Annotated in this window: 20 protein-coding genes and 1 riboswitch; of the genes, 10 read left to right on the forward strand and 10 right to left on the reverse strand. The window is 59.1% G+C overall.

From position 1 onward, the window contains the following. Positions 1-146 precede the first annotated feature (146 nt). The 4 genes from HMPREF2820_RS09825 (at position 147) to HMPREF2820_RS09840 (ending at position 3,483) form a co-directional block, all read left to right on the forward strand. Positions 147-494, forward strand: coding sequence for a DUF3263 domain-containing protein (locus tag HMPREF2820_RS09825; RefSeq protein ID WP_224783754.1), 348 nt, complete (start codon positions 147-149; stop codon positions 492-494). Positions 495-536: 42 nt separating this feature from the next. Beyond that, a complete protein-coding gene (locus HMPREF2820_RS09830; RefSeq protein ID WP_246822266.1) occupies positions 537-1,463 on the forward strand; it encodes a LytR C-terminal domain-containing protein in 927 nt (308 codons plus the stop codon). 221 nt (positions 1,464-1,684) lie between these two features. Further along, positions 1,685-2,242 (forward strand): hypothetical protein, encoded by a 558-nt coding sequence (locus HMPREF2820_RS09835; protein WP_070603899.1) that lies wholly within the window; start codon positions 1,685-1,687, stop codon positions 2,240-2,242. Between the two features lie 17 nt (positions 2,243-2,259). After that, a complete protein-coding gene (locus tag HMPREF2820_RS09840) occupies positions 2,260-3,483 on the forward strand; it encodes a glutamate--cysteine ligase (protein WP_049189489.1) in 1,224 nt (407 codons plus the stop codon). Positions 3,484-3,605: 122 nt separating this feature from the next. Here the strand turns inward: HMPREF2820_RS09840 and HMPREF2820_RS09845 are convergent, their stop codons facing one another. From HMPREF2820_RS09845 to HMPREF2820_RS09870, 6 genes are read right to left on the reverse strand one after another with little or no spacing between them, the layout of a single operon-like run. Next, complete coding sequence (locus tag HMPREF2820_RS09845; RefSeq protein WP_016421509.1) at positions 3,606-3,956, reverse strand: monovalent cation/H(+) antiporter subunit G; 351 nt, start codon at positions 3,954-3,956, stop codon at positions 3,606-3,608. Continuing rightward, positions 3,953-4,363 carry a monovalent cation/H+ antiporter complex subunit F gene (locus HMPREF2820_RS09850; protein WP_049189490.1) on the reverse strand — a complete coding sequence of 137 codons (411 nt, stop codon included), beginning with the start codon at positions 4,361-4,363 and terminating at the stop codon, positions 3,953-3,955. Before HMPREF2820_RS09850 ends, HMPREF2820_RS09845 begins: the two co-directional genes overlap by 4 nt. After that, the gene (locus HMPREF2820_RS09855; protein WP_070603901.1) at positions 4,360-4,977 is read right to left on the reverse strand and encodes a Na+/H+ antiporter subunit E; all 618 of its coding nucleotides are present in this window, start codon (positions 4,975-4,977) and stop codon (positions 4,360-4,362) included. Before HMPREF2820_RS09855 ends, HMPREF2820_RS09850 begins: the two co-directional genes overlap by 4 nt. Next, positions 4,974-6,680: a Na+/H+ antiporter subunit D gene (locus HMPREF2820_RS09860; protein ID WP_070603902.1), complete on the reverse strand. Its 1,707-nt coding sequence runs from the start codon at positions 6,678-6,680 to the stop codon at positions 4,974-4,976. Before HMPREF2820_RS09860 ends, HMPREF2820_RS09855 begins: the two co-directional genes overlap by 4 nt. Then, the gene (locus tag HMPREF2820_RS09865) at positions 6,670-7,185 is read right to left on the reverse strand and encodes a Na(+)/H(+) antiporter subunit C (RefSeq protein ID WP_016421505.1); all 516 of its coding nucleotides are present in this window, start codon (positions 7,183-7,185) and stop codon (positions 6,670-6,672) included. Before HMPREF2820_RS09865 ends, HMPREF2820_RS09860 begins: the two co-directional genes overlap by 11 nt. After that, entirely contained in the window at positions 7,182-10,304 is a 3,123-nt protein-coding gene (locus tag HMPREF2820_RS09870) for a Na+/H+ antiporter subunit A (RefSeq protein ID WP_070603904.1), read from the reverse strand. The genes HMPREF2820_RS09865 and HMPREF2820_RS09870 overlap by 4 nt, the downstream gene beginning before the upstream one ends. Before the next feature lie 271 nt (positions 10,305-10,575). Here HMPREF2820_RS09870 and HMPREF2820_RS09875 point away from each other — a divergent pair, with 271 nt between their 5' ends. The 3 genes from HMPREF2820_RS09875 to HMPREF2820_RS09885 all read left to right on the forward strand — a co-directional run bounded on the left by HMPREF2820_RS09875 (position 10,576) and on the right by HMPREF2820_RS09885 (position 14,653). Further along, positions 10,576-11,385, forward strand: coding sequence for a metal ABC transporter ATP-binding protein (locus HMPREF2820_RS09875; RefSeq protein ID WP_035006260.1), 810 nt, complete (start codon positions 10,576-10,578; stop codon positions 11,383-11,385). After that, positions 11,382-13,148 carry a metal ABC transporter solute-binding protein, Zn/Mn family gene (locus HMPREF2820_RS09880; protein ID WP_222865187.1) on the forward strand — a complete coding sequence of 589 codons (1,767 nt, stop codon included), beginning with the start codon at positions 11,382-11,384 and terminating at the stop codon, positions 13,146-13,148. The genes HMPREF2820_RS09875 and HMPREF2820_RS09880 overlap by 4 nt, the downstream gene beginning before the upstream one ends. A 293-nt stretch (positions 13,149-13,441) precedes the next feature. Further along, positions 13,442-14,653, forward strand: a complete 1,212-nt coding sequence (locus tag HMPREF2820_RS09885) for an IS110 family RNA-guided transposase (protein ID WP_011273191.1) — start codon at positions 13,442-13,444, stop codon at positions 14,651-14,653. 151 nt (positions 14,654-14,804) lie between these two features. On the opposite strand, the gene HMPREF2820_RS09890 is transcribed toward HMPREF2820_RS09885, so the two are convergent. Both HMPREF2820_RS09890 and HMPREF2820_RS09895 read right to left on the reverse strand, forming a co-directional pair. After that, positions 14,805-15,359, reverse strand: coding sequence for a 2-isopropylmalate synthase (locus HMPREF2820_RS09890; protein WP_048731724.1), 555 nt, complete (start codon positions 15,357-15,359; stop codon positions 14,805-14,807). Positions 15,360-15,598: 239 nt separating this feature from the next. Then, the gene (locus HMPREF2820_RS09895) at positions 15,599-16,984 is read right to left on the reverse strand and encodes a dipeptidase (RefSeq protein WP_070603906.1); all 1,386 of its coding nucleotides are present in this window, start codon (positions 16,982-16,984) and stop codon (positions 15,599-15,601) included. A gap of 333 nt (positions 16,985-17,317) precedes the next feature. Here HMPREF2820_RS09895 and groL point away from each other — a divergent pair, with 333 nt between their 5' ends. After that, entirely contained in the window at positions 17,318-18,943 is a 1,626-nt protein-coding gene (groL, locus tag HMPREF2820_RS09900) for a chaperonin GroEL (protein ID WP_070603908.1), read from the forward strand. Between the two features lie 341 nt (positions 18,944-19,284). Here the strand turns inward: groL and HMPREF2820_RS09905 are convergent, their stop codons facing one another. After that, positions 19,285-19,761, reverse strand: a complete 477-nt coding sequence (locus tag HMPREF2820_RS09905) for a DIP1984 family protein (RefSeq protein WP_070603910.1) — start codon at positions 19,759-19,761, stop codon at positions 19,285-19,287. A 153-nt stretch (positions 19,762-19,914) separates the two neighbouring features. On the opposite strand from HMPREF2820_RS09905, the gene ppk2 reads away from it, so the two are divergent. Beyond that, complete coding sequence (ppk2, locus tag HMPREF2820_RS09910) at positions 19,915-20,814, forward strand: polyphosphate kinase 2 (RefSeq protein ID WP_005510168.1); 900 nt, start codon at positions 19,915-19,917, stop codon at positions 20,812-20,814. Positions 20,815-21,111: 297 nt separating this feature from the next. On the opposite strand, the gene HMPREF2820_RS09915 is transcribed toward ppk2, so the two are convergent. After that, positions 21,112-22,233, reverse strand: a complete 1,122-nt coding sequence (locus HMPREF2820_RS09915) for a Dyp-type peroxidase (RefSeq protein ID WP_070603911.1) — start codon at positions 22,231-22,233, stop codon at positions 21,112-21,114. Between the two features lie 207 nt (positions 22,234-22,440). After that, a riboswitch (cobalamin riboswitch) is annotated at positions 22,441-22,623 on the forward strand. 38 nt (positions 22,624-22,661) lie between these two features. On the opposite strand from HMPREF2820_RS09915, the gene metE reads away from it, so the two are divergent. Further along, the gene (gene metE, locus HMPREF2820_RS09920) at positions 22,662-24,971 is read left to right on the forward strand and encodes a 5-methyltetrahydropteroyltriglutamate--homocysteine S-methyltransferase (RefSeq protein ID WP_070603912.1); all 2,310 of its coding nucleotides are present in this window, start codon (positions 22,662-22,664) and stop codon (positions 24,969-24,971) included. Positions 24,972-25,154: the final 183 nt, after the last annotated feature.

Below are 25,154 nucleotides of genomic sequence, written 5' to 3' on the forward strand. Positions count from 1 at the left end.
CTGAGTTGTGTCAGGGAGTTGTAGGTGGGGCGTAGGTGAGGCTGGGTGGCTAGATCTGACGATGTATCTTCACTAAGTATCTGCATAGACAGTGTCGTGCAGAATAGAGGATCAGGGCGAGCGAGAAGGAAAGCGGGGTGCGGAAAGTGGTGAACAAGAAGCCCATAGGTGGCAGCCACGAACCTGAGGCCGAGCGGCGGCTTGACTCATCCGAGCATCTCGGACTCGTGGGTGATACCAGCGGCATTGAACCCGTTTTGGCTCAGAAAATGCTGGATTTTGAGAAAGAATGGCTGAAAGTTGCCCGCCGTGGACCGCGTATGGCCGGTGCGCGGCAGGAGGCAATTCGGCGTCGCTTTGCCGAGGACTTTGGAAACAACACAATCCGCTACCACCAGGTACTTTCGCGACTTCTCGACTCTCCAGCAGCCGAAGCAGCCGAACCCGTGTTGGTTCATCGGCTGCGCGCCGTGCGGGACAACCACGACGCATAAGGTTCAAGTTTCACTTCACGGTTCGGCGGCAGAACATATAGGATGTGGGATGTGTCTGACCAACTAAACCCTCAGAATTCGCCGCGTCCGGGCCGTCATCGACTCGATGACGACTACGACGACTTCGATGAGTACAGCGATTACGCGGAGGCTCCCGCCGCTGGCGGCGCTCACGCGTACTCCGAGCCGTCGGATGCTCAACACGCAGCTCCCAGATCTGCGGCCCCGGCCGCTGGCGCAGCCGCTGCTGGTGCTACCGCTGCCGCCACTACCGGTGCTGGCTCTCGGGCTGCTGCTAGCAATTCCGCAGCTGCTGATGGTGCTGATGACGGCGACATCGGCGACGGTGCCGGTGATGGCCGCTACATGCGCGTTCTCGCTATCGTGCTGCTCGCTATCGGCGTGTGCCTGGTCGCCTACGGTGCCTACGCACTCAGCACGCGTGGCGACGATGCTGAGAACACCGGCCAGAATGACACCTCGGCATCCGCTCCGGCTGACTCTGGTGCGCCTGCTGAATCGGCCAACGGCAGTGATCCGGCAAAGGATGGTGCTGCTGGAGATGGTGACGGCGAGGTCCTGCCACCGCCGGCAAACGAGCCAGGCAAACCGGTTCCTCCCGCGGAGAATCCGCCGGCACAGGATGAGGCCAACGAAGCGCCACAGATTGACCGCAAGACTGTCAAGGTCAGTGTCCTGAACAACTCTGAGGTCGTGGGCCTTGCCGATGACCTGTCCAAGCAGATGGGCGAGCAGGGCTGGGGTGCCGGCGAGACCGGCAACGCTCCTGAAGAGAAGATGGGTGTGTGGGAGAAGACCACCGTCTACTTCGACCCGAGGAACGAAGAGGAAAAGGCCGCCGCTGAGCAGATCGCGCACGACAACGGTTGGGAAGCCGCACCTCGCGATGACCGCCTCCGGGACGCTCCGGCGGGAATCGTCGTGGTCGCCACTGACCCGGCTCACTAGACTCCCGGCCCACCGGACTTCGGTCTCTCACTAAGGTCTGCGGCCTAAGCGTCAAAACCTGCCGCCGTGGTGCGAAGCCCCATAGCTTTCCAAGTCCCGCGTAAGCCACACATTTGATGGCCTACGCGGGGCTTTTGCATATTTTGCAGTCTCAAACAGATCACGGCTGAAAAAAGGGTACTAGTATTCTGCTAGTAGCCAGTGAGGTCTGTGAGGTTTTTATGTTCGCCGTAATGCGTCGTCGCGTTGCTGTCGCCACCGCGTTGGGTTGTGCTGCAACACTGTTGGTTTCCTGCTCAGGGGTTGAATCCAGCAGTGACAAAGACGGGAACGCGGACGCGTCGTCAAGCACTGCGCCAGTGAGCGTAGATCCGGCTGCACCGAAGCTGACCGAGCGAGTCAGCGCCTATAACTTCATCCGCACAAACGACGACGGATCAATGAAAATGCTGGCAACTGTACAGGTCATGAGCGCCAAGGGATGGATGGGCCTTTCCGACGAAAAAGGTCAGTTCACTACCTTGGATAAGGGCAAGTACACAGTGCAGGCGCGCGGTGCATCTGGCTGCAGTGGCATCGGCAGCCCCGCAACCGAAGGGTTGGGTGTCATCGGCGAAGTGCACGTCGATGACAAACGGAATGCAGATGTCTGGAACGTTCCGTCCAAGGTGGATGAAGACAGTTTCACCACAGTTGCGCTTGTCGATTCCAACGGTGACCTTGCCTCCTGCGCAAAAACCGTCACCTGGACGGAGCCAACTGAGGAAAACGACTCCTAGTGTGAAAAAATAGCGGTATGACTGAGCAATTTTCCGGATCGGCGCAGCCATCTCTGGGAGTGGAATGGGAAGTGGCGTTCGTTGACCGACGAACGCGCGACACCGCCCCCGCTGCCGCCGAGGTGCTCGACATCATCGATGCGGAGCATCCCGGACATGGGCTCCAGCGCGAGTTCCTCGCCAACACCGTGGAGCTCGTCACCGGTGTGCACATGAACGTGCCCGATGCCGTAGCGGAGCTCCAAAGCCAGCTGGATATGGTTCTCGACGCCGCTGACCGCGTTGGGGTGGATGTGTGGTCATCGGGCTCGCATCCGTTCGCCCGCGGTACTGCTCAGCAGGTCAGTGCCAAGGGGCACTACTCCGAAATTATCAACCGCACTCAGTGGTGGGGGAACCAGATGATTATCTGGGGAGTCCACGTCCACGTAGGCATTAAAGACTCCGAACGCGTTTGGCCGATCATTCAGGCTCTGGCAACGAAGCTGCCGCACATGTTGGCGCTGTCTGCCTCCTCACCGGCCTGGAACGGTGAGGACATGGGTTACGCTTCCAACCGAAGCCTGCTCTACCAGCAGCTTCCCACCGCTGGTCAGCCGCCGGCGATTTACACGTGGCCCGAGTGGGAGTCCTACATGCACGACCAGTCCCGCTCCGGCGTCATCAACCACACCGGCTCGATGCACTTGGACATCCGCCCGGCATCAAAGTACGGCACCATTGAGATTCGTGTCGCTGACGCTACCTCTAACCTGCAGGAACTCGCCGCTATCGTGGCATTGACGCACTGCCTGACGGTTTACTACGACCGCATGTGGGAGGCTGGCGAGGAACTACCGTCACTGCAGTCCTGGCACATCGCCGAAAACAAGTGGCGCGCCGCTCGCTACGGGATGGACGCGTTGGTCATCGTCAATCGCGATACCGACGAGCGGTGGGTTCGCGATGAACTCCGTGAGCTTGTGGTTCAGCTCGCCCCGCTTGCCGACGAACTGGGCTGCCGAGCCGAACTGGAATTCATCAACAACATCGTGGAAATGGGCGCGGCATACGAGCGTCAGCGCACTGTGGCGGATGCGGCCGGGGCGCTGCCTTCGATGGCTACCGAGGACGACGTACGGGCGAACGAAGAGCGCATTGGCCACACCCCGTGGCGGGCCGCTGTGGATCTTGCAGTGCAGGAACTGCGCGCCGGGCATCCGATAGCGCCTGCAGATTTCCACGAGCAGGTGAGCGACTAGCCGTCGTTAAGCGGTGTGTGCCTAGACAAAAATAGTGACTAGGCTTATAGCACTTTTGAGGTGCATAAACCTAGTCACTTTGTCATAAACCCAGTCAGTAACTTAAGGCCATTGTCCTCTCGTTATTCCCGGCTGTCATCGCGGGCCAGGCTGTCCTCGTCGACGAGCCGCTCCTTGAACGCCTCGTGGCCAACGCGGTTACTAACAATCGGCGATGTTCCCAGAGCAAACAGGATAATCAGGGTCAATAGAGCCAAGTCACTGCTAGTAGTTGTGTGAGCTGACGCGTGCGTGGCGACGTGCACAAGCGAGCCCGACAGCGTCAAAATTAGCCCCAGTGTTTGTGGCTTGGAGGATGCGTGCATCCGACTGATGGTGTCGCGGAAGCGTATCAATCCCACGGACGCTGCAACGCACAGTAGCATTCCGGTGAGAATGAGTGTGATGGCGATAATGTCTGCCACGAGAATCATTTGGACTCTCCCTTCGCTGTTTTCGGAGCCGTTGTCGGTGTTGCCTTAGGCGCCGCTTTCTGTGCGGTTTTCTTTGTGGCGACCTTTCCGGCCGCTTTCGTCGCACCCTTCCGGGAGCTCTTTGCGGGCTGCTTTCCGTCATCCGGAACACGGAACTTGGCGACCGCCAGCGAAGACAGGAAACCGAGCAGCGCAATGATGAGCATTGGGTAGACCACCGAGGTGTCCAAGCTCCAGGCCATGAACGCAGCGAGCATGCCCTGCAGCATTGCAGTCGTCGACTCCAGCGCCACCAGGCGGTCCAGCGAGTTTGGGCCTGCGATCATGTGTCCGAGGGTAATCATCACCGCAATGAAATAGCCTGCGGCAGCCACTCCGAGCAGAGTGTTAAAAACTTCCGGGTTCATCGGCTACTCCTTTCGCTGCTCTTCTCGCTGCTCTTGTCGCTGCTCACCTGGTTGTCACTTGGCACCGACTTGGTCGGTTGCTCGTTGACATCGCGGTTTTCAAACGCCCGAATAACCCGACGCTCGATTCGAGTCAGCTGGTTGATTTGCTCGGCTACCTTGCTCGTCGACGACGCGTCGAGAATGTGCATGGTCAGCGTCTTTTCCCGCTTGTCGATGTCCACGATGATTCCGCCCGGCTGCAAGTTAATCAGTGCCATTGCAGTCGTGAGCGAAATATCGTCATTGGTGCGCATAGGGACCTTGATGATGGCCGTCGGTGGTGGATCAGCTCGTCGGATGGCCAGCCAGGAGACACTGATTGAGGCCTTCACAAAGTCGATTGTCCAGGAACCGAACAGTCGCACCATGCCACCGAAGTTGATGTCCAGCGCGCTGTTTGGCGGGATAGGCATGGCGAGGTTGAGCAACGTGGCTACCAGGATTCCCGAAAGCACATTGGCAAATGTCACTTCGCCCCACAGCATGACCCAAATAATCAGCGTGAACAGGAACAACAGGATTGAAATACGCGGTGGTCGTTTTGCGGCCACCCTGGCGCGAGCTTTACTCATGAGCTTTCACCTGCTCCTTCCAACGTGCTGGTGGCATGTTCGGTCACCGGGTCCGACTCCCACGGACTCTTGGTGCGGCCTGGGTTCTTCAGCTGCTCCAGTCCCTTGTCATCGGCCGATTCGATACCGAGAACTGCCGCGCGGTAGTCATCAACGTTTGCGACGTTGCTTGCCGCTTCGGTAGCCACATTAGACAGCGGTCCGGCCAGAAGAGTCACGCCCACAGAGGCAATCACCAGTAGGGCCGTCGGCATCACCATGCCGAGTGGCATCCGGCCGACGTCATCACGATCTGCGATAGCGACCATCTGCGTCCTTTCCCGGAGTGCAGCTGGTTGCGCCAGCACGGTGTCACCCTCGGGGGCATCGGAACGGTCACGCCAGAAGGCCTTCGACCAGACGAGAATCATGGTGTAGAGGGTCAGCAGGCTGGTGATAATCGAACCCGCAACCAGAATCCACGCGGTGGCGGAGCCGTCTTGGGCACCCGCCTCAATCAGCATGACCTTGCCCAGGAAGCCCGAGAACGGTGGGATACCACCGAGGTTGAGCGCGGGCACAAGGTATAGCAGCGCCAGCAGCGGCGAGGATTTGGCCAGGCCACCCAGGCTGCGCAGGGAGGACGAGCCCGCCTGGCGTTCGATAAGCCCGACCACCAGGAACAACGCCGTCTGCACCAGAATGTGGTGGACAATGTAGAAGATTGCGCCGCCGAGCCCCAGCGTATTGCCGACGGCAATACCGAAGATCATGTATCCGATGTGGGACACCAGCGTAAATGACAAGAGACGTTTGATGTCATTTTGGGCCATGGCGCCGAGAATGCCCATGAGCATTGTCGCTAGGCCGGCCCACATCAGGACGTCGTCAAGCCTGCCGTCGGGGAAGACGACACTGCGCGTGCGGATGATCGCGTAGACACCCACCTTCGTCAGCAGACCCGCGAAGACTGCGGTGACCATGGACGGTGCGGTGGGGTAGGAGTCTGGCAACCATGCCGACAGCGGGAACACCGCCGCCTTCACCGCGAAGGCAACGAGCAACACTGCGAAGATTGCGGTGCGGGTGCCATCGGGGATGTCCTCCATACGCAGAGAAATATGCGCGAAGTTCACCGTGCCGACCGCTTGATAAACCAGGCCAATCGCCAGCAGGAACACCATCGAGGACAGCATGTTGACCATCACATACGACACGCCTGCGCGAGTGCGTGACGACGAGGCCCCCAGCGTGAGCAGCACGTAGGAGGCTACGAGCAGAACCTCGAAACCGACATACATGTTGAACAGGTCGCCAGCCAGGAAGGCCATCGAGACACCCATGTTGAGCAACATGTACGTCGGAACGAAGACGGAGATCGGCTCATCTTCGTCACCATCGCTAATACCCTGGCCGATGCCGAACCACATCACGGCAAAGAGGACCAGCTGAGAGACGGTAATCATCAGCACGGCGAGGTTGTCGGCCACGAGCGTGATGCCGATTGGTGCGTCCCAGCCGCCCACCTGGACCGTGTGGATGCCGTGCGCGTAGATGAGATACACCAGTGCGCTGGCGACTCCCAGCAGGCTGCCGAGTGAAAACAGCGCGATCGCCTGCTGTGCTTTGGGAAAACGTGCCAGCAGCAGAGCAATTGCGGCGGTGGCGGCGGGGACGATGATAGGAAGCGGGATTAGCGCCAGGATTAATTGCTCAGTCGTCATCGTCGTCACCTCCTGGGGTGTTGGATGGTGGGGTAACAGGCTTTTCGAAACAGACCGGACCGAAGTTATCTCCGGCCTCCGTGGGACGACCGGTGGTGGGGTCGTCGGACTTGTCGTGATCCGGAGCAGCCGACGGGTCGCTGGCGCGACGCAGTGCCAGACTGCGGTCTTCGTGGTCATCCTGCACGTGATCGCCGATGTGGTAGCGGTGCTGGCGATAGAGCAGGGCCAGCAGGAAGGCGGTCATGCCCATAGAGATAACAATCGCGGTGAGGATGAAGGCCTGAGGCAGCGAGTCGGCCTGGGCATCGCTGACTAGCGATTCTCTATCCCAGATCGGTGGTTGCCCCGGTGCACCAGAGCCAAGCAGGATGAGCAGGTTGATACCGTTGCCCATCAGCAACAGCCCCATGAGCATCCTGGTCAACGAACGATCGAGGAACAGGTACACCCCTGTGGCGATCAGCGTGCCGACAGTAGCTAGCAGAACAAAATTGAGAATCACTGGTGAGTGTCCTTTCCTTCGGTCCTAGCTGGGGCTGTCGGTTCTGAGGCCTCCGAGGTGGCTGTGTTGGCAGTGCCTGCGGGTTTAGTGCCGGCAGGTTTAACGCCTGCGGACTTAACACCTGCGGGCTTAGCCGCCGCCAACTTGCTACGCAGCTGGCGGGACTGGCCGAGTGCGGCTCGATTCACACGACGTGAACGATCACGCTCAGCGCGAAGGTTTATCTGAGCATCGATGCCGCCGCCCAAACTGCGCAGGATGTAGACAATCGTGCCAACGACAATCATGTACACACCCAGGTCAAAGAGCATAGGGGAGACAACGGTGACGTCGCCGAGCAGCGGAATTTCCCGCGAGCCGTACCAGGAAGTCAGCGGAGCCCAACCCACGAACAGTGGCCATACGGCGCTAAGAGCCGACACCAGCAGACCGCCGCCGAGAAGTACCTCGGTAGGAATTGGCAGAGTTGCTGCCAGTTCACGATGCCCACCGATGAGATAACGCATGGTCAGTGCCAGCGCAGCCACGAGGCCACCTGCGAAGCCACCACCGACATCGTTGTGGCCGGCGAAGAAGAGGTAGATGGAAACCACCATCATGGCGGGGAAGAGCGCGCGCGATGCCACCAGAACCATGATTGGGTAGCGCAACCGCTCGGCTTCACCGGACTCATCGATGGTGTTCAACCAGCGGGTGTTGCGGCGAGCACGATTCCGCTGTGGCTTAATCTTTGAGCGCATGTGCATCGTGTGCGTGCGGAATACCAGCGAGGTAATCCCCAGCGCCACCATCACCAGCACGGTGATTTCACCGAAGGTATCCCAGGCGCGGATATCGACAAGAAGTACGTTGACCGCATTCTGGCCGTGCCCAATATCGTGAGCTAGCGGCGGAATGTCGCCGGAGATTGGCTCAGTACGACGGGAGCCCATAGCGTAGGCGGCCAACACTGGGACAGTGACACCGACTGCGATGGCCAGCCATGCACGGTGTCGTATCCACCTCGGATTTGATGCCGGTGCCCGCGGCGAGAGCGTGCGCAGCACCAACACGAAAACAATCATTGAGACCGTCTCAACCAGCAGCTGCGTCAGAGCCAAATCAGGTGCACCGTACATGGCGAAGATAATGGCCAAGCCGTAGCCGGTCACACCTACCAGGATGACACCGGAGAGCCTGTTTTTCTGTTGGGTGGCGGCCAAAGCCGCGATGATCATAATCAGCGCGACCGCGCCCTGCGGTGCGGAGTCCCACAGTTCCATCCGGAGCTCATCACGCTCACCGAGCAGCAAGGCGCCGATGGACAGCACGATGAGGGTCAGCAAAATGACCGCTTCATTCAACGGAAGGGAACCACGCTGGGTCGCAGCAGTGGCACGGAGAGAAAGACGGCGGGCCAAGTCCAGGATGCCGTCGTAAAGCGCATCAGCACTACCGAGAGCCGGCTGTTCAAACTGCAGCTGACGTACCAGTTTGCGCTGCCAGTGCATGATGCCACCTGTGACCAGAATTGTGGCTGTCAGCGCCAGAGGAAGGGTGAAACCGTGCCAGAGAGCCAGGTGCGATTCTGCTTCCGCATTCGGGTAAGCATTGGTGAGGTAGGGCGAGATAGTCGAGTCGAGGACCCGCGGAATCAGACCGAAAACCAGACCTGCCAGCGCCAGCAGCCATGCCGGGCCAATCTGATCCCAGGTCGGGGAATCCATCTCGGCGACGGCGGGGGAAGTGCCACCGCCGCTGGCGTGCGTGCTGGGCTTGGTCCCAAACGCGGCACGTAGCAGGTAGAGCGAGTACGCCACGGTGAGAATCGAGCCTACGACCAGGCCAATGGTGGTGAACACCGACGGCATACCGTGTAGCGGTTCAGCATTGAGCGTGGCCTCGAGCGCCGCTTCCTTCGCGACAAAGCCGAAGAACGGAGGCGCACCCATCATCGAGGCGGCAGCGAGAATCGAAATCACCAGCAACTGTGGCGACTTCTTGCCCAGGCCAGAGAGCTTACGGATATCGCGCGTACCAGTCAGCCTGTCAATCGTTCCCGCCGTCATAAACAGAGTGGCCTTGAACATGGCGTGTCCGAGAGTCAGCGCCAGGGCCGCCAGCATCGTCGCACGCGTGCCTATCGACGCTACCGTGATGATGAATCCCAACTGGCTGACAGTGCCATACGCCATGATCAGCTTGAGATCCTTCTGGCGCAGAGCCATCCAGCCGCCCATAATCATGGTCAAAAGGCCGAGCGGGATGATGATTGGTTGCCACGCGTTGGTGGCATTGAAAGTTGGCGCAAGTCGGGCGACCAGGAACACACCGGCTTTGACCATCGCTGCCGAATGCAGGAAGGAAGAAACCGGGGTAGGGGCAGCCATTGCGCCGGGCAGCCAGAAGTGGAAGGGCGCGATAGCGGATTTAGAAAGTGCGCCGATGACCAGCAGGATTGCGGCGGTGGAGATTGCTGTGGAGTTCAGCTGCGACGTGGTCAGCGCGCCAGGTGCTGTGAGGTCGGAGAAGTTCCAGAACCCGGTGGTCACTCCCATCAGGACGATACCGACCAGCATGATCAGCCCGCCCAGTGTCGTGACCAGGAGCGCCTGGCCTGCTGCACGACGGGAAGAAGCTCGCTCGGCATAGTAGCCCACCAGGAGGAAGGAAAGAACCGAGGTAATTTCCCAGAAGACAAACATCAGCATGATGTTGTCGCTGATGACCAGGCCGTACATAGCTGCGGCGAAGGCAACCATTTGGGCTGCGAAGGAGCCTATTCGGCGACGTTTTCCGGGCGGCGGATTGACGAAGTATCCGGAGCAATACACCAGTACGAGAAAGCCGATGGTCAAAACCAGTGTGCCGAAGAGCGATTCAATAGGACCTAATCGCAGGTTTACATCCAAGTGGATAATGGGCATCCACGAAAAATGCGTGACGGCGGGTTGCGTGGTTGCGGAGGTTTCCCCGTTTCCATTCGCTAGAGCTAAGCGAACCAGATGGGCGCCGGTGTAGATAGCGCCGCCTGCCAGAGGGAGGCTGAGAACGAGGAACCCGCGGGTTCCGAGCCACTTAATCGTCCATGGTGCAATCGCTGCCGTAAGGAACAGGATGCACAGGAGAGAAGTCACCATTCCATAATGAATGGAACACACCGGTTCATGCAACCCCGTTTTAGGGACTTAAGTATTCAAAACGGGGTTAACCAAGTGTGGGAAAATGGGAAATTTTTTCCGGTGTGGTGAAAATTCGGGGGTGAGGATGTGGACATTTTTTGGGGCTTGAGCGGCTGACTGCTCAAGCCCCAAATCAGTGCCATTACTGCCCCCCCCAACACCACCCCACCCCAAAGGTCAATACATTGAACTTGGTGGTTCATTGAACTGACCACTATTCTTGGCTGCCATGAGTATTAGCGTCCAGAACTTGAGCGTGAGCTACGGCGCGAACACCGCGATTCGGAACATCAGCTTCACCCTCGACTCCCCCGGCATGCACGGCATCATCGGCCCCAACGGCTCAGGCAAATCCACCCTCATGAAGGCGATGCTCCAGATCCTGGACAAACACAACGTCCACGGCACAGGCCCCACCGGCGCCCCTGCCGGCTACCCCGTCACCCTCGACGGCAAGGCCCCCGCCGAGCAGCGCCGCGCAATCGCTTATATCGAGCAGCGCTCTGACCTCGACCGCAACTTCCCCACCAGCGTCTTCGACACCGTCCTGATGGGCACTTACCCGCGCCTGGGTCTTTTCCACCGCCCCGGCAAGGCCGAACGCGAAGCAGCCACCCAGGCTCTCAAGGACGTCGACATGTGGGACTTTCGCCACCGCCACATCAGCGAACTCTCGGGCGGACAGTTCCAGCGCGTCCTCTTTGCCCGCGCCATCGTCCAGGACGCGGAGTACATCTTCCTGGACGAGCCCTTCGTCGGCATCGACGTCCCCAGCGAGAAGACGATCGTGACCCTGCTGCGGCAGATGGCGGACGCGGGCAAGCACGTCGTCGTCGTGCACCACGACATGAACACGGTGCGCGGCTACTACAACGACCTCATCGTCCTCAACGGCGAGCTCGTCGCGGCGGGTCCCACCGAGGAGGTCTTCGTCCCCGACGTGCTGCAGAAGGCCTTCGGCGCGCTCGTCATCCGCGAGCCGTCAGCACCAGCCCACCCCACGCCACGGCAGGCAGCCCTCCAGGAGGAGACAGCATGATCGCGGAGTTCCTCGACTCACTACTCAGCCACGGCTACCTGCAAAAAGCGCTGATCACCTCGGTGATCGTGGGCGTGGCCTGCGGCATCGTCGGCAGCTTCATCGTGCTGCGCGGCATGGCCCTGATCGGCGACGCCATCTCGCACGCCGTACTACCGGGGGTCGCGGCCTCCTACCTGCTCGGCACGAACCTCTTCCTCGGGGCGGTGGTCGCGGGTCTACTCGCCACACTGGCGATCGGGCTGATCAGCGAACGCTCCACTGTGAAGAACGATTCGGCGATCGGCATCGTCTTTTCCACCTTCTTCGCGATCGGCGTGCTGCTCATGGCGAAAGCGCAGACGGCGACGGATCTGACGGAGATCCTCTTCGGCAACGTCCTGACCGTTCAGGACGCCGACCGCAACCTCTCGATCGGTATTGCCGCTGCCGTGCTGATTCTCACGCTGGTCTTTTACAAGGAGCTCAAGCTCAGCACCTTCGACCCCGTCATGGCGCAGTCGGCTGGCGTGCCCGTGCGGGCAATCCACTACGGGCTGATGGTGGTGCTCACGCTGGTGACGGTCATTTCCCTGCAGACGGTGGGCGTGATCCTGGTGGTCTCCCTGCTGATCACTCCGGCGTCGGCGGCGTACCTGCTGACGAACCGGCTGGGAGTGATGATCGGGCTTTCAGTGGCGATCTCGGCGCTCAGCTCCGTAGTGGGGCTGTTCCTGAGCTATAGCTACAACGTGTCCTCCGGCGTGACGATCGTGCTGACCGCCAGCGCGCTGTTCCTGCTGGCTTTCCTCTTCGCGCCAGGCAAGGGACTGATTGCTCGCTCGCTGGGCAATAAGCCACTGGCCGCGCTGTTGGCCCTCCTGGTGGGCGGTGCCCTCGTGTTCGGGGCCGTGACCTTCTCGACGGAGGAGAAGGCAGACGGTGAGCAGCTGAACGTCGTCACCACCTTCACGCTGCTGGCGGACCTGGTGGAGGAGATCGGCGGCGAGGCGGTGGACGTCCATAACCTCGTGCCGACCGGCACGGACCCGCACGACTACGACCCCCTGCCCGCGGACCTGGATGCGACGAGCGACGCCGACCTGCTGTTCTACAACGGGCTGAACCTCGAGGGCGGTGAGCACGGCTGGCTCGCGAAACTGAAAAACACCGCGGGCCTGGACGATTCCCAGATGGTCGAGGCCACCAAGGGCGTGGAACCGAAGTACCTCAAGGACGAAAAGGGCAATCAGGAGATCAACCCGCACGCCTTCCTGGACCCGACCGTCGGCATCGCGATGGCCGAGAACGTGACCGCGGCGCTGGCCGAGGCCCTGCCCGAGCGTGCCGAGCACATCGAGGAGAAGGGGGCGGAGTACAAGGCCATGCTGGAGAGCATCGACGCCGACTACCGCGAGCAGATCGGTGCGCTGCCGAAGGAGGATCGTGTGCTCGTGGCCAGTGAACATGCCTTCCAATACATGGTCGACACCTACGGCATGGAGCAGCTGTATATCTGGCAGATCGACACGGATGAAAACGGCTCCCCCGCGCAGATCGGACACCTCGTGCGCCAGCTGAAGGACAAGCGCCCGAAGCACCTGTTCGTGGAGTCGAACGTGGATACGCGCCCCATGAAGACCGTCTCGAAGGAGGCCGGGATTCCGATCTTCGACGAGCCACTGCACTCCGATGAGCTCGGCAAGCCGGGCACGGTCGCGGGAACCTACGAGGATTTCCTGCGCAGCAACTTGAAGACCATGATCGCGGGGCTGAAGCGCTAAAACGCGAATGCTCGAGGCCCACATGCGTTGGGCTTCCCCGGTCGCATTCCCGTTACCTTGTGAGTGTCCCCGATAATGGGGATAGTCGCTGGTCCCGGTATGGCTTACCTGCCCTGTAGTTTCCATAATCCGGGGGGGGTGTTGCCGCCGGGTGCCAGGACTTTCGATGACAGCTGATAGGGACACGGCCAGTTTTAAACTAGGTCTCTTTGTAACGTGGGTGCTTGCAACGAAGGTCATGACACCAGCGACTGGAACAACGCCATACCCATCTCGTTTTCTAGGAGCTCATCATGTCTCCGGAGCATTCCATCGACATATTCCTTGGGTTAGACGTCGGCAAATCTGAACACCACGCCTGCGCCTTAGACCGTGATGGCAACAAGGTCTTCGACAAACCGTTGCCTCAACTCGAATCCGAACTAGCAGGCGTTTTTCACCAGCTTCAGAAGCTTGGCACCGTGCTCGTGATCGTCGACCAACCCAACACCATCGGCGCACTACCGATTGCTGTAGCCCGGGACTGCGGTTGCGAAGTCGGATACCTGCCAGGTCTTGCGATGCGCAAAGCTGCAGATCTCTATCCGGGACGTGCAAAAACAGACAAACGCGACGCATTCATCATCGCCGACACCGCCCGCACAATGCCCCACACGCTACGTGCCGTCGACCGCAATGATGAGGTACTCTCCGCCCTAAAGATGCTGTCCGGCTTCGATGATGACATCGCCCGCGATTGCACTCGCACTGTCAATCGGCTTCGCAGTGTCCTCACCCAGATCTACCCCAGCCTGGAACGAGTTTTTGCTGGTAGCACCCTGACTCGCACGCCGATCCTGGAATTATTGATCCATTACAAGGGACCGCAGGGGCTAAAAAGAGCCGGATACCAACGAGTGTTGAACTGGATGATCAAGCGCACACGTAAAGACCCCACCCCGCTGGTAGACGACATTTTTACAGCGCTGAAAGCTCAAACAGTCACCGTGCCTGGAAGCGATGCCGCCGAGTTAGTAATTCCTCAACTGGCTGCAAACATCCAGGCCCTCAAAGAGCAACGAAACACCATTGCTGAGCAGGTTGAAGAGATGCTCGCTGATTTCCCTCTTTGTGAGGTCTTGATGAGTATGCCCGGAGTCGGCATCAAGACCGCAGCGCAGATCCTTCTTGCGATCGGTGATGGCTCCGACTTCGCTAGTGCTGGCCACTTAGCTGCTTATGCTGGAATAGCACCCGTGACTAGACGATCCGGTTCGTCGATCAGAGGTGAATTCCCGGCACGGTCAGGCAATAAACGACTGAAAAACGCCTTGTTCTACTCCGCATTCGCAGTTATCCGCAGCCACGAACCGTCACGGCGGTATTACGAACGCAAACGCGCTGAAGGAAAACGCCACAACGCAGCAGTCATCTGCCTGGCACGACGCCGATGCAATGTCATCTACGCGATGCTGAAAAACAAGGAGTTCTTCCGCGAAATCCCGCCACGCCCCGTCGCCGCATAAAGCCCCAAAGACGAAGCCGACCAGCACACGCTGGCCGGCTCCTAGGCACGCCTAAGAAACTACTCCCAAGACTGTGCTCGTCAACATCGGTCTGGCACTTGACAAAAACATAGGGACACCCCCCGTTTACTAAACGAGCAGCATCCGCGTCCTACCCATGCAGGCGGTTAGCAGCGCAGACCAAAGCGGAGAGCACGGAAGCCTCCGGAGTCTGGCCGAAGCCCATGGTCCACACATGGTCATTGTTGTGACCTGCATAGACAAAGGTAGCGGTAGCTTCGAAGATTTCGAACTGGTGGAATTCCACGATTTCCACGCGGTAACCTGCATCAGCCAGCAGATTAGTGCAAGCCGACACCGGCCCCATAGCGGTAATCTCCTGGGTGAAGGTGTGGGTGTGGTCGTCCTTGTCGGTCAGTGTTAAGTCAGCGTTGAAATTCCAGCGCCCCAGGGTGCCGCGGGTTGCCTCGAAATTCTTGATCTGAACCGGGCCGCTCGTGGGGGAGTAGGTGTCCTTGAACTTCTGCCAGTTCATGCCACGAGCTTCTTGCCTTAAGCCTCGAGGCAGGCGATGTCCGAATCGAGCCCTAAATGGATCGTCGGAATAAGTTCGCACATTGCCGTCGTCCTGGTGCTCCAACGAAGGGCGCTTGCCCGTGAACGTCGTCGAAGTGGACATGTTCTTCTGGGTGCGAGTGGGAAACATTCTTTTCTGGTCCTTTGCTTAGTTGCTTTTGCTGTGAGTGGCGGACCAACCAAGTGCTTTGAGAAGTTGCGGCCAGAGACCCCGTGTGGAGGGGTCAGTCCTGTCGGCCTCCACCGGGGTTCGTAGCCTTCGCTACTCGAATAAGAATGTTCTGCTGCATGGGTGGAACCTTACTACAGGTAAAAGATGTGACACAAGTCATTCAATCAATATCTTTGGTGGATTCTTTGCTGTCCCCGTTAAATTCCGTTGACAGAGGCCAGGAAAACCGCCTCGCCAATAGCGATGTCGCGAATCTCGTTCGGGTCGACCGATTCATCAGCCGAGTGGATGCGAGCCTGTGGCTCCTCCACGCCGTAAAGCGCGATGTCAGCACCTGGTACGGCGTCCAGCAGGGTGGCGCACAGCGGAATTGAGGCGCCCTCGCCCATGCTTGCGGTCTCCTTGCCATAGGCGGCCGACAGGCTGTCAGCGACCAGTTGCACAACCTTGCCCTCAACGTTGGCCCGGAACGGGTTAGCCAGCTCGTCGCGTTCGACCGTCACCTTCACGCCCCACGGAGCATGTGCGCGCAGGTGATTTTCCAGCGCGTCCTGCGCCTCAGCCGGATCAACGCCGCCTGGGATGCGGAAGTTAATGTGCGCCATGGCGGTCGACGAAATCGCGTTGACAGCATTGGTTGCCGGTGGGCAGTCGATGCCGGTCACAATCACCGACGGGCGCGCCCAGGTCAGATCGGAGACGGAAGTGTCCTCGTTGCTAATCAGGCCCACTCCATTGAGCACGCCGGCGTCAGCGCGGAAAGTCTCTGGCGAGTAGTCCAGGCCCTCCCACCGCTGCGAGCAGTCCAGTCCATCAATAGAAGTAAAGCCATTTTCATCGCGCAGGCTGTCGAGCATGCGAATCAGTGCCGCCAGCGCATCCGGGGCTGCGCCGCCGAACATGCCCGAGTGAACCGGCTGCTCCAGCGCATCGACGCGTACTTCCACATCGGCGGTGCCGCGCAGAGTGGTCACGAGCGTCGGCTGGCCAACCTCGGCATTGCCGACATCCGCAATGAGGATGACGTCGGCGTCGAAAAGCTCTGGCTGTGTGGCGATGAGGTTGTTCAGGCCCGCCGATCCGCGCTCCTCGGAACCTTCCACGATGAGCTTGATGTTTGGCAGGTCGACGCGGCCCGCAAGCGCGTCGTCACGCAGCGCGCGCAGCGCAGCTAGGTGCATGACCACGTTGCCCTTGCAGTCGGCGGTGCCACGGCCGTACCAGCGACCGTCGCGCTCGTCGAGCGTCCACGGATCTGCGGTCCAGGCGGATTCGTCGCCCGCCGGCTGAACGTCGTAATGGGAGTAGAGCAGTACGGTCTTCGCGCTTTCCGACGACCCGGGGACGAAACCCGACAGTGCAATCGAGCCGTCGACGGTGTGGTGCGCCTCCAGTTCGATGCCCAGCTCTGCGTACATCTCAGTAACCGCCTGAGCTGCGTCAATGCAGGCCTGCTTGGTTTCTTCGGTGCCGTGTACGGAGGGGAAAGCCACCAGCTCGGTCAGCTGGGTGCGGATGGTCTCGCGTTGGCTGGAGATGTGGTCTCGCAGGGCGTCCGTGAGTTCCTTATTAATAATGCTCATGTGCGACAGTGTAGGCGCACAACCATGATGACGTTGGGAGTGGCGTCGGGAGTGGTATTGGCGTTGGGAGTTGCGGCGCTTAACCTTGCACTCGATGGGGTTGAGTGCTAAAAAAGTGAATTAGCACTTGCTCTAATTGAGTGCTAATAAAAACAACTTCACACCTTGTGTATGCGTGTGCTGAAACAAGTGTTGAAAAGTCGTTAAAAAGTACAGTGTTGACTCCGGTGATGGAGAGGGCGGCGCTTCCCTCGAATCACATGCCGTCGCGGGCGCCTGGGTCAACTTCCAATGTAAGTGCCACATAAATAGACGGAGGATTCTTCAAACCTCATGGCTAAGATGATTGCATTTGACGAGGAGGCCCGCCGCGGTCTCGAAACGGGTTTGAATACCCTGGCAGACGCTGTCAAGGTCACGCTGGGCCCGAAGGGTCGCAACGTAGTCCTCGAGCGCAAGTGGGGCGCACCGCTGATCACCAATGACGGTGTCTCCATTGCACGTGAAATCGAACTTGAGGATCCTTACGAGAAGATCGGCGCTGAGCTGGTCAAGGAAGTTGCCAAGAAGACCGACGACGTCGCTGGTGACGGTACTACTACCGCTACCGTTCTGGCTCAGGCTCTGGTTTCCGAGGGTCTGCGCAACGTTGCTGCTGGCTCCAACCCGATGGGAATCAAGCGAGGCATCGAGAAGGCTGTCGCGGCTGTTACCGAGAAGCTGCTGGAGTCCGCTAAGGACATCGAGACCAAGGAGCAGATTGCTGCTACCGCTGGTATCTCCGCCGCTGACCCGGCTATCGGTGAGCTGATTGCCACCGCTATGGACAAGGTCGGCAAGGAAGGCGTCATTACCGTGGAAGAGGCCAACACCTTTGGTCTCGACCTGGAGCTGACCGAGGGTATGCGCTTCGACAAGGGCTACATCTCCGGTTACTTCGCCACGGACATGGAGCGCCAGGAGGCCGTTCTGGAGGATCCGTACATCCTCCTGGTTTCCGGCAAGATCTCCAACATCAAGGACCTGCTGCCGTTGCTGGAGAAGGTCATGCAGTCCGGCAAGCCGCTGCTGATTATTGCTGAGGACGTCGAGGGTGAGGCTCTGTCCACCCTGGTCGTCAACAAGATCCGCGGCACCTTCAAGTCTGTCGCTGTGAAGGCTCCGGGCTTCGGCGACCGCCGTAAGGCAATGCTGCAGGACATGGCTATCCTGACCGATGGCCAGGTCATCTCTGAGGAGGTCGGCCTGTCGCTCGAGACCGCTGACCTGCCGCTGCTGGGTCGCGCTCGCAAGGTCGTCGTCACCAAGGACGAGACCACCATCGTCGAGGGCGCTGGCGAACAGTCCGCTATCGAGGGCCGTGTCAACCAGATTCGCGCTGAGATCGAGAACTCCGACTCCGATTACGACAAGGAGAAGCTGCAGGAGCGCCTGGCTAAGCTCGCCGGCGGTGTCGCAGTCATCAAGGCTGGCGCCGCAACCGAGGTCGAGCTCAAGGAGCGCAAGCACCGCATCGAGGATGCCGTCCGCAACGCAAAGGCTGCTGTGGAAGAGGGCATCGTCGCTGGTGGCGGTTCCGCACTGCTGCAGGTCTCGCACGTGCTTGACGACGAGCTGGGTCTGACCGGCGACGAGGCAACTGGTGTCCGCATCGTGCGTGCGGCTCTCGCAGCTCCGCTGCGCCAGATTGCTCTGAACGCTGGTCTCGAGGCTGGCGTCGTCACCGAGAAGGTTGCTTCCCTGCCGCAGGGCGAGGGCCTGAACGCTGCTACCGGTGAGTACATCGACCTGATGGAAGCCGGAATCAACGACCCGGTGAAGGTTACCCGCTCCGCACTGCAGAACGCTGCTTCCATTGCGGCTCTGTTCCTGACCACCGAGGCTGTTGTCGCTGACAAGCCGGAACCGGCTATGTCGGCAATGCCGGGTGGCGACGAGATGGGCGGCATGGGCTTCTAAAAGAGGTTCCAACTGCTTGAGTTAGCCTTAAAAAGCGCCGCTGAGGGTTGTCCCTCAGCGGCGCTTTTGCTCTGTAACTTGAGAAAGTTTAAGTCCCCGAACCCACCCTCGTCGCATCAGATGCCTCAGCGCTTGGTAGTGAAAAATAACCGATGATCTGTACCCATGTACGCAATGCCGAGGACTGTCTGTTATTAATCCTGCTGCCTCAGTACAGGTGAGATCTTTAGGTGTCCCTTTAAGGCCAGAGACAGGCCGTCGCGCTCGCCGACAATCTGGATGCAACTACCGACTTATCAAAAGTGTGAAATTCTTCTGGTCTCGCTACCGAACCCTGCTTGCTATTCGGCCGGCTTATCCGCGGCCTCGATAAGCTCGGTTGACCAGTTCGCCTGCTGAATACGGGTATCCAAGTCCCGGTATTCCTTCGCCGCCTTGTCGGCTTTCTGGCGCAGCGACCGGATATCCACAGTGGCGACATAGCGAATCTCCGAAGCTGAGTATCGATCCCGCCGACCCGAGCCCTGATCGGCTGCGGAGGTGTAGAACCGCCGCCGTGTTAGCAGGTGGTCGCGCTTCGCAAGTGCGTCGCTAAGCGTTCCGTCCTCGAAGGCAGTAGCGGAATTCGTTGCGTTAATCGAGCGCACCAGCCACTCAAAGCGCGCCATCAGACGCTCGGCTTCGGCAATAAGTGCTTGCGGATCTTCATCAGGCGTATCGCCTTCCTGCACCTGCGCTACTAGCGAAAGACGGCGATTAATCTCAGTCAGCCGGTCGGAAACTTCGGATCGTGCGGCAAGAGCTTCGGATAACAACATGGCATTTATTGTACGCGCAGTGCTCATCGACGGTCGCTGCGTGCAGTCCCACCCCTCAATTTCGGTAAGACGGAACGTTAACTGCTGGGAAATTGCAGGTAAGGGCACCCGCATGGGGGACGCGTGGCAGAGAAATTCAGTAGGATAAGGGGTATGGCTGACAAGAATGAAGAGGAATTCCACATCGTCGATTTGGCGAAGACCGAAGGCTACGTCGTCGATGATTCTGATGAGGACGATCCGGTACTGGTCACTCCAGACGGTGAGCGGGTTGATACCTGGCGCGATGGCTACCCGTACGAGGAGCGCATGACGCGCAAGGAATATGAGTCTATTAAGAGGAAGCTGCAGATTGAGCTTCTGAAGTGGCAGAACTGGACCAAGGAAACTGGTCAGAAGCACATCATCCTCTTCGAAGGCCGTGACGCCGCTGGTAAGGGCGGTACCATTAAGCGTTTTAACGAGCACCTGAATCCGCGTGGTGCTCGTACTGTGGCTCTGGAAAAGCCGTCTCCGCGTGAGTCCACCTCGTGGTACTTCCAGCGCTACATTGAGCACTTTCCGTGCGCTGGCGAGATCGTCTTCTTCGACCGTTCTTGGTACAACCGTTCGGGCGTCGAGCGCGTGATGGGTTTCTGTACTGAGTCGCAGCACGCAGAGTTCCTGCGCGAGGTCCCGATGCTGGAAAACATGATTCTGGGCTCCGGTATTTCGCTGACCAAGCTGTGGTTCTCTGTGACCCAGAAGGAGCAGCGCACTCGCTTCGCTATTCGCCAGGTTGACCCGGTGCGTCAGTGGAAGCTCTCTCCAATGGACCTCGCATCGCTGGACCGTTGGGGTGACTATACCCGCGCAAAGGAAGAGCAGTTCCGCTACACGGATACCGATGAGTCCCCGTGGATTACCATTAAGTCCAACGACAAGAAGCGTGCCCGCATCAACGCAATGCGTTATGTGCTGAGCAAGTTCGAGTACACGGAGAAGGACCACGAGCTGGTTGGTACTCCGGACCCGAAGATTGTTAAGCGTGGCCGTGACCAGATTGGTGACTAGTTCGGTGGTCCGTGACTGACAAAGTTCTTGTCTAGAAGAAACGCCCGCAGGTGTGCTCAGGCACTCGGCGGGCGTTTTCTTATGGCTGGCGGCGGCGTGTGACGACGCCGGGGCGATGCCCTTATGGCTGGCAGCGCCGGGGCGATGCGAGTTAGTGACTGAGTTTATGTCAAAAACGGCCAGAAAATTGGCCCGAAAATGTCATAAACTAGGTCAGTTTCACATTTGCAGCCCGTCAGCTTTTAGTCCGTCAGGCCTTAGCCCGCCAAGTCAGTTTTTCGCCGCCAGCTGCAGCCGTTACCCCTCGATCAGCTCCTGCCCCCAGTAGGAATCCGGGGTAGTGCCAGGGGCGATCCAATACACAGCGGAGCCGATGTGACGGTTCCACTCATTGAGCAAATCGCCGCGATCCAAACGGGCCTGGATTGCGCTGAACTGGTTGTCCGGGTTCTTCTGGAATGCAACCCAGACCAGGCCAACGTTCGGTCCTTCGAACGGGAAGGCCGGCTCACCGGGTTGGTCTTCGTAGGCATAGGCGCGGCGACGCAGGGCGTCGTCAGGCTGACCATCCTGCTCACGGGAAAGCGCCAAGTGAGACTGGCGGTGGATGAGATACTCGCCCTGGTCGTCGACGGCATCCATGTCCTCTTCATCGAACTCGTCATTGCCGCCGGAAAGAGGAGCGCCGGTGTGGAAGTCACGACCGATAACGATGGAGCGTTCGTCGGTGCTGAGCTCATCCCAACTGTTCAAGTCGAGCGCAATACGGCGAACAACCATCACGCAGGAGTTGTTAATCGCCTTGTCCTTGGAGTCAATCCACACCTGTTCGGACCATTCCTCCGGAGTGGACGGGTTGACGGTGCCGTCAAGCTGGCCCAGCGGGTTGCGTGGGGTAGCGCCGTGAGGCTGCGAACCCCAGGCGTAGGAAAAGCCCTTCTGGAACCACTTCACGCGAGCCCACGGAGCCGCCTTCTTTTCCAGTAGACGGGACGCGGCCGAAACGGTGACGAGATCATCACCGCACAACTGCAGAGCGAAGTCAGACTGACCCCACTCAGGGCGGAGCATGTCATGCTGGAATGACGGGATATCGTGCAGACCAGCCGGCTTGCGCTCTGGTTTGCCGAGGACATCGAAGATGCGCTCACCGAAACCTGCGGTAATGGTCAGGTTTGCAGTGGCTGCAACCATTTCCGGTTCCAGATACCCCTCGATGTCCTGGCCTTGGGTGAGGCGGCGGGCAACGTCGGTAAGCGAGGAGAACAGTGCCTTCAGATCTGCTGCGTCGACGCCGTCCTTCAAATCGAATGCGACGAGGCGGAGATGTGCTTGGCCGGGCTGTTCAACGCCTGACTGGACCGGGCCATCGAACGGAATCTTGGCGCCCCTCAGGGAAGTTTCGGAAGCCTGTGTCAATCGAGGTCACTCCTTGAAAGCGGTGGAATGAATAGCTTTTATGACTACGAGCTTAATCGCATTGGCCCCAGCAGGAGAGCACTAAAGCGAAGGCTCGGGGAGGGGCTAAGTGAATGACATATTTGTATATTGCGATATACTTCACATCCACAGCCGCCTCGAAGGTGTTCATAAAGGAAAGTGCTGCATATCGCACGTTTTCCGCGCAAGGTGTGTTTTGAGCCTAGCGCGCATGAGGCCCTCGAGTTATGCAGGGGAATCCCGGTGCAAGTCCGGAACTGTCCCGCAACGGTAAGCATCACTGCCAGAGCTTTGGTTTATCCGACGAGTTGATAACCAATCTTGCAGTGATGACAAGTCCGAATGCCTGCCGGTTGTGCAATTTCATATCCGATGCTGATCACGACTGACGAGGAAATCACGAGATCATGGCAATTCACGCAACCCTCGCGGGCATTCCGCGGATAGGGCGTAATCGTGAGCTCAAAAAAGCTCTGGAAAACTACTGGCGCGACCCGGCGACCGGCGGCCTGTTGGCCGCGACGGCGCGCAACACTGTCAATAGCTACATTGGCGCAGCGTTGAAGGTAGGAATCGACTCGGTTCCGACAATTGGGCGCTCGTTCTACGACTCCATGCTGGATACATCGGCGCTGCTCGGAGTGCTTCCAGCTCGCTTTCAGGATGTCCCGAAAACGGACGGTTCCAACCTGCCGGAATGGATCAACCACTACTTCGCCACCGCTCGCGGTACGAAGACGCAACCGGCATCCGCAATGACCAAGTGGTTCGACACTAATTACCACTACATCGTTCCGGAGCTGTCAGCCGATACTGAATTTACCTCTGACCTCACTGACTGGTTGGATGATTCCTGCAGCTTGAACAATGGCGCCACAACGATGCTGCGCCCTCATTTGATTGGTCCTGTGACCTACTTGAGCCTGTCGCGTACCGACGATGGTTCGAACCCACTCGGCCTGCTGGAAAAGTTGACCGATGCGTACGCGGAAATCATCGCTCAACTGGGGGATAAGGGCTTTGAGTGGATTCAGCTCGATGAGCCAGTATTGGTCACTGACCTCGATGAAGTGACTCTTGCTAGGACTCGCCAGGTCTACGAGAAGTTGGCCGACGTGGCGGAGTCTGCGAATACCAAGTTGTGGGTGCAGACCTACTTTGGTGATGGTGATCAGGCGCTGGAAACCCTTTCTGGCACAGGCGTGCAGGCCATTGGTTGCGACCTGGTAGCAGGTAGCTCCGAGTTGCCGCATTGGACTGGCAAGGAACTGCTGGTTGCGGGCATTGTCGATGGTCGTAATGTGTGGCGCACCGACTTGGATGCAGCTCTGGCGACGCTGGAGAAGCTGGCAGCCCGAGGCCCCATCGCGGTGTCGACTAGCTGTTCGCTGCTACACGTGCCGTATTCCCTGACAGCGGAAGACCCGAGCGAAGAGGATGCCGAGGTGCTGCAGTGGCTGGCCTTCGGGGATGAGAAAATCGCCGAGGTGACCCTCTTGGCGAGAGCGCTTGATGCCAGGTTGAATGACCACCAACTCGATGCCGCGGATTTGAAGGCGTTGAGTGAGTCCCGGGCCGCACTGGCATCGAGGGCAGAGTCGAAGCGGATTGTTAAGCCTGAAGTTCGTGAAGCTTTGGCGGCAATCGAGGCCAGCGACCGGACTCGTTCCCCGTTTGCAGCTCGCCAGGCGGCTCAGGCTGAGGCCCTTAACCTGCCTCCGCTGCCGACCACCACAATCGGTTCCTTCCCGCAGACCAATAGTATTCGTCGTGCACGTGCGCAGCTGCGCACGGGAGAGCTGACCCCAGCTGACTACGAGTCGGCAATGCTCGCTGAAATTCGATCTGCCATTGAACAGCAGGAAGAACTGGGGCTCGATGTGCTGGTTCACGGTGAACCTGAGCGCAACGACATGGTGCAGTACTTCTCGGAGCAGCTGGACGGCTACCTTGCCACCACCAATGGCTGGGTCCAAAGCTATGGTTCCCGCTGCGTGCGGCCGCCGATTCTCTACGGTGATATCACCAGGCCAGAGCCGATGACGGTGCAGTGGTACAAGGCAGCGGCAGACATGACTGACCTTCCCGTCAAGGGAATGCTCACCGGGCCAGTGACTATGTTGGCATGGTCGTTTGTCCGTGATGACCAGCCAATCGGTGACACTGCGGATAATGTTGCGCTGGTTTTGCGCGATGAGATTGCAGATCTCGTGGCCGCTGGAGCGCAGATCGTACAGGTCGACGAGCCTGCCATTCGCGAGTTGTTGCCCCTGAATGAAGCGGACCAGCCCGCCTACCTGAAGTGGGCTGTGGGGTCCTTCCGCCTGGCTACCTCTGGCGTGACTGACGACATTCAGATTCACACGCATATGTGCTACTCGGACTTCAATGAGCTCATTGACACCGTCGATGAGCTCAACGCCGATGTCACGTCCATCGAAGCAGCTCGCAACGGGATGCAGGTGCTCGCAGCGCTGAAGGACGAGGGATACGTTCGCGGGATTGGTCCAGGCGTCTGGGACATCCACTCGCCCCGCGTGCCGACGGACAGTGAAGTCAACCAGCTCGTGGAAGATGCGCTCGAAAGCGTTGACCCCAACCTGCTGTGGATCAACCCGGACTGCGGGCTGAAGACCCGAGGTTGGGAAGAGGTTACGGCTTCACTGAAGGTATTAGTGGCCGCAGCTCAGCAGGCTCGGTTGCAGCTAGCAGAGTAGGTCGCAAACCAAAAAGCCGAAAAACAAATAGCGGGTTAAGTAGCAAAAGTGTGTCCGCTCGGCGCGTCGCCGGGTGGGCACACTTTTTGCTACTCAGCCCTACTTAGCCCCAATGTGAGTAGCTGACTGCGTTTATGGCTGGCGGCAGCGGGCCAATGTGAGTTACTGACTGCGTTTATAGCA

It is taken from the genome of Corynebacterium sp. HMSC064E08, from assembly GCF_001811805.1.
In the GTDB taxonomy this organism is placed as follows: domain Bacteria; phylum Actinomycetota; class Actinomycetes; order Mycobacteriales; family Mycobacteriaceae; genus Corynebacterium; species Corynebacterium jeikeium_D.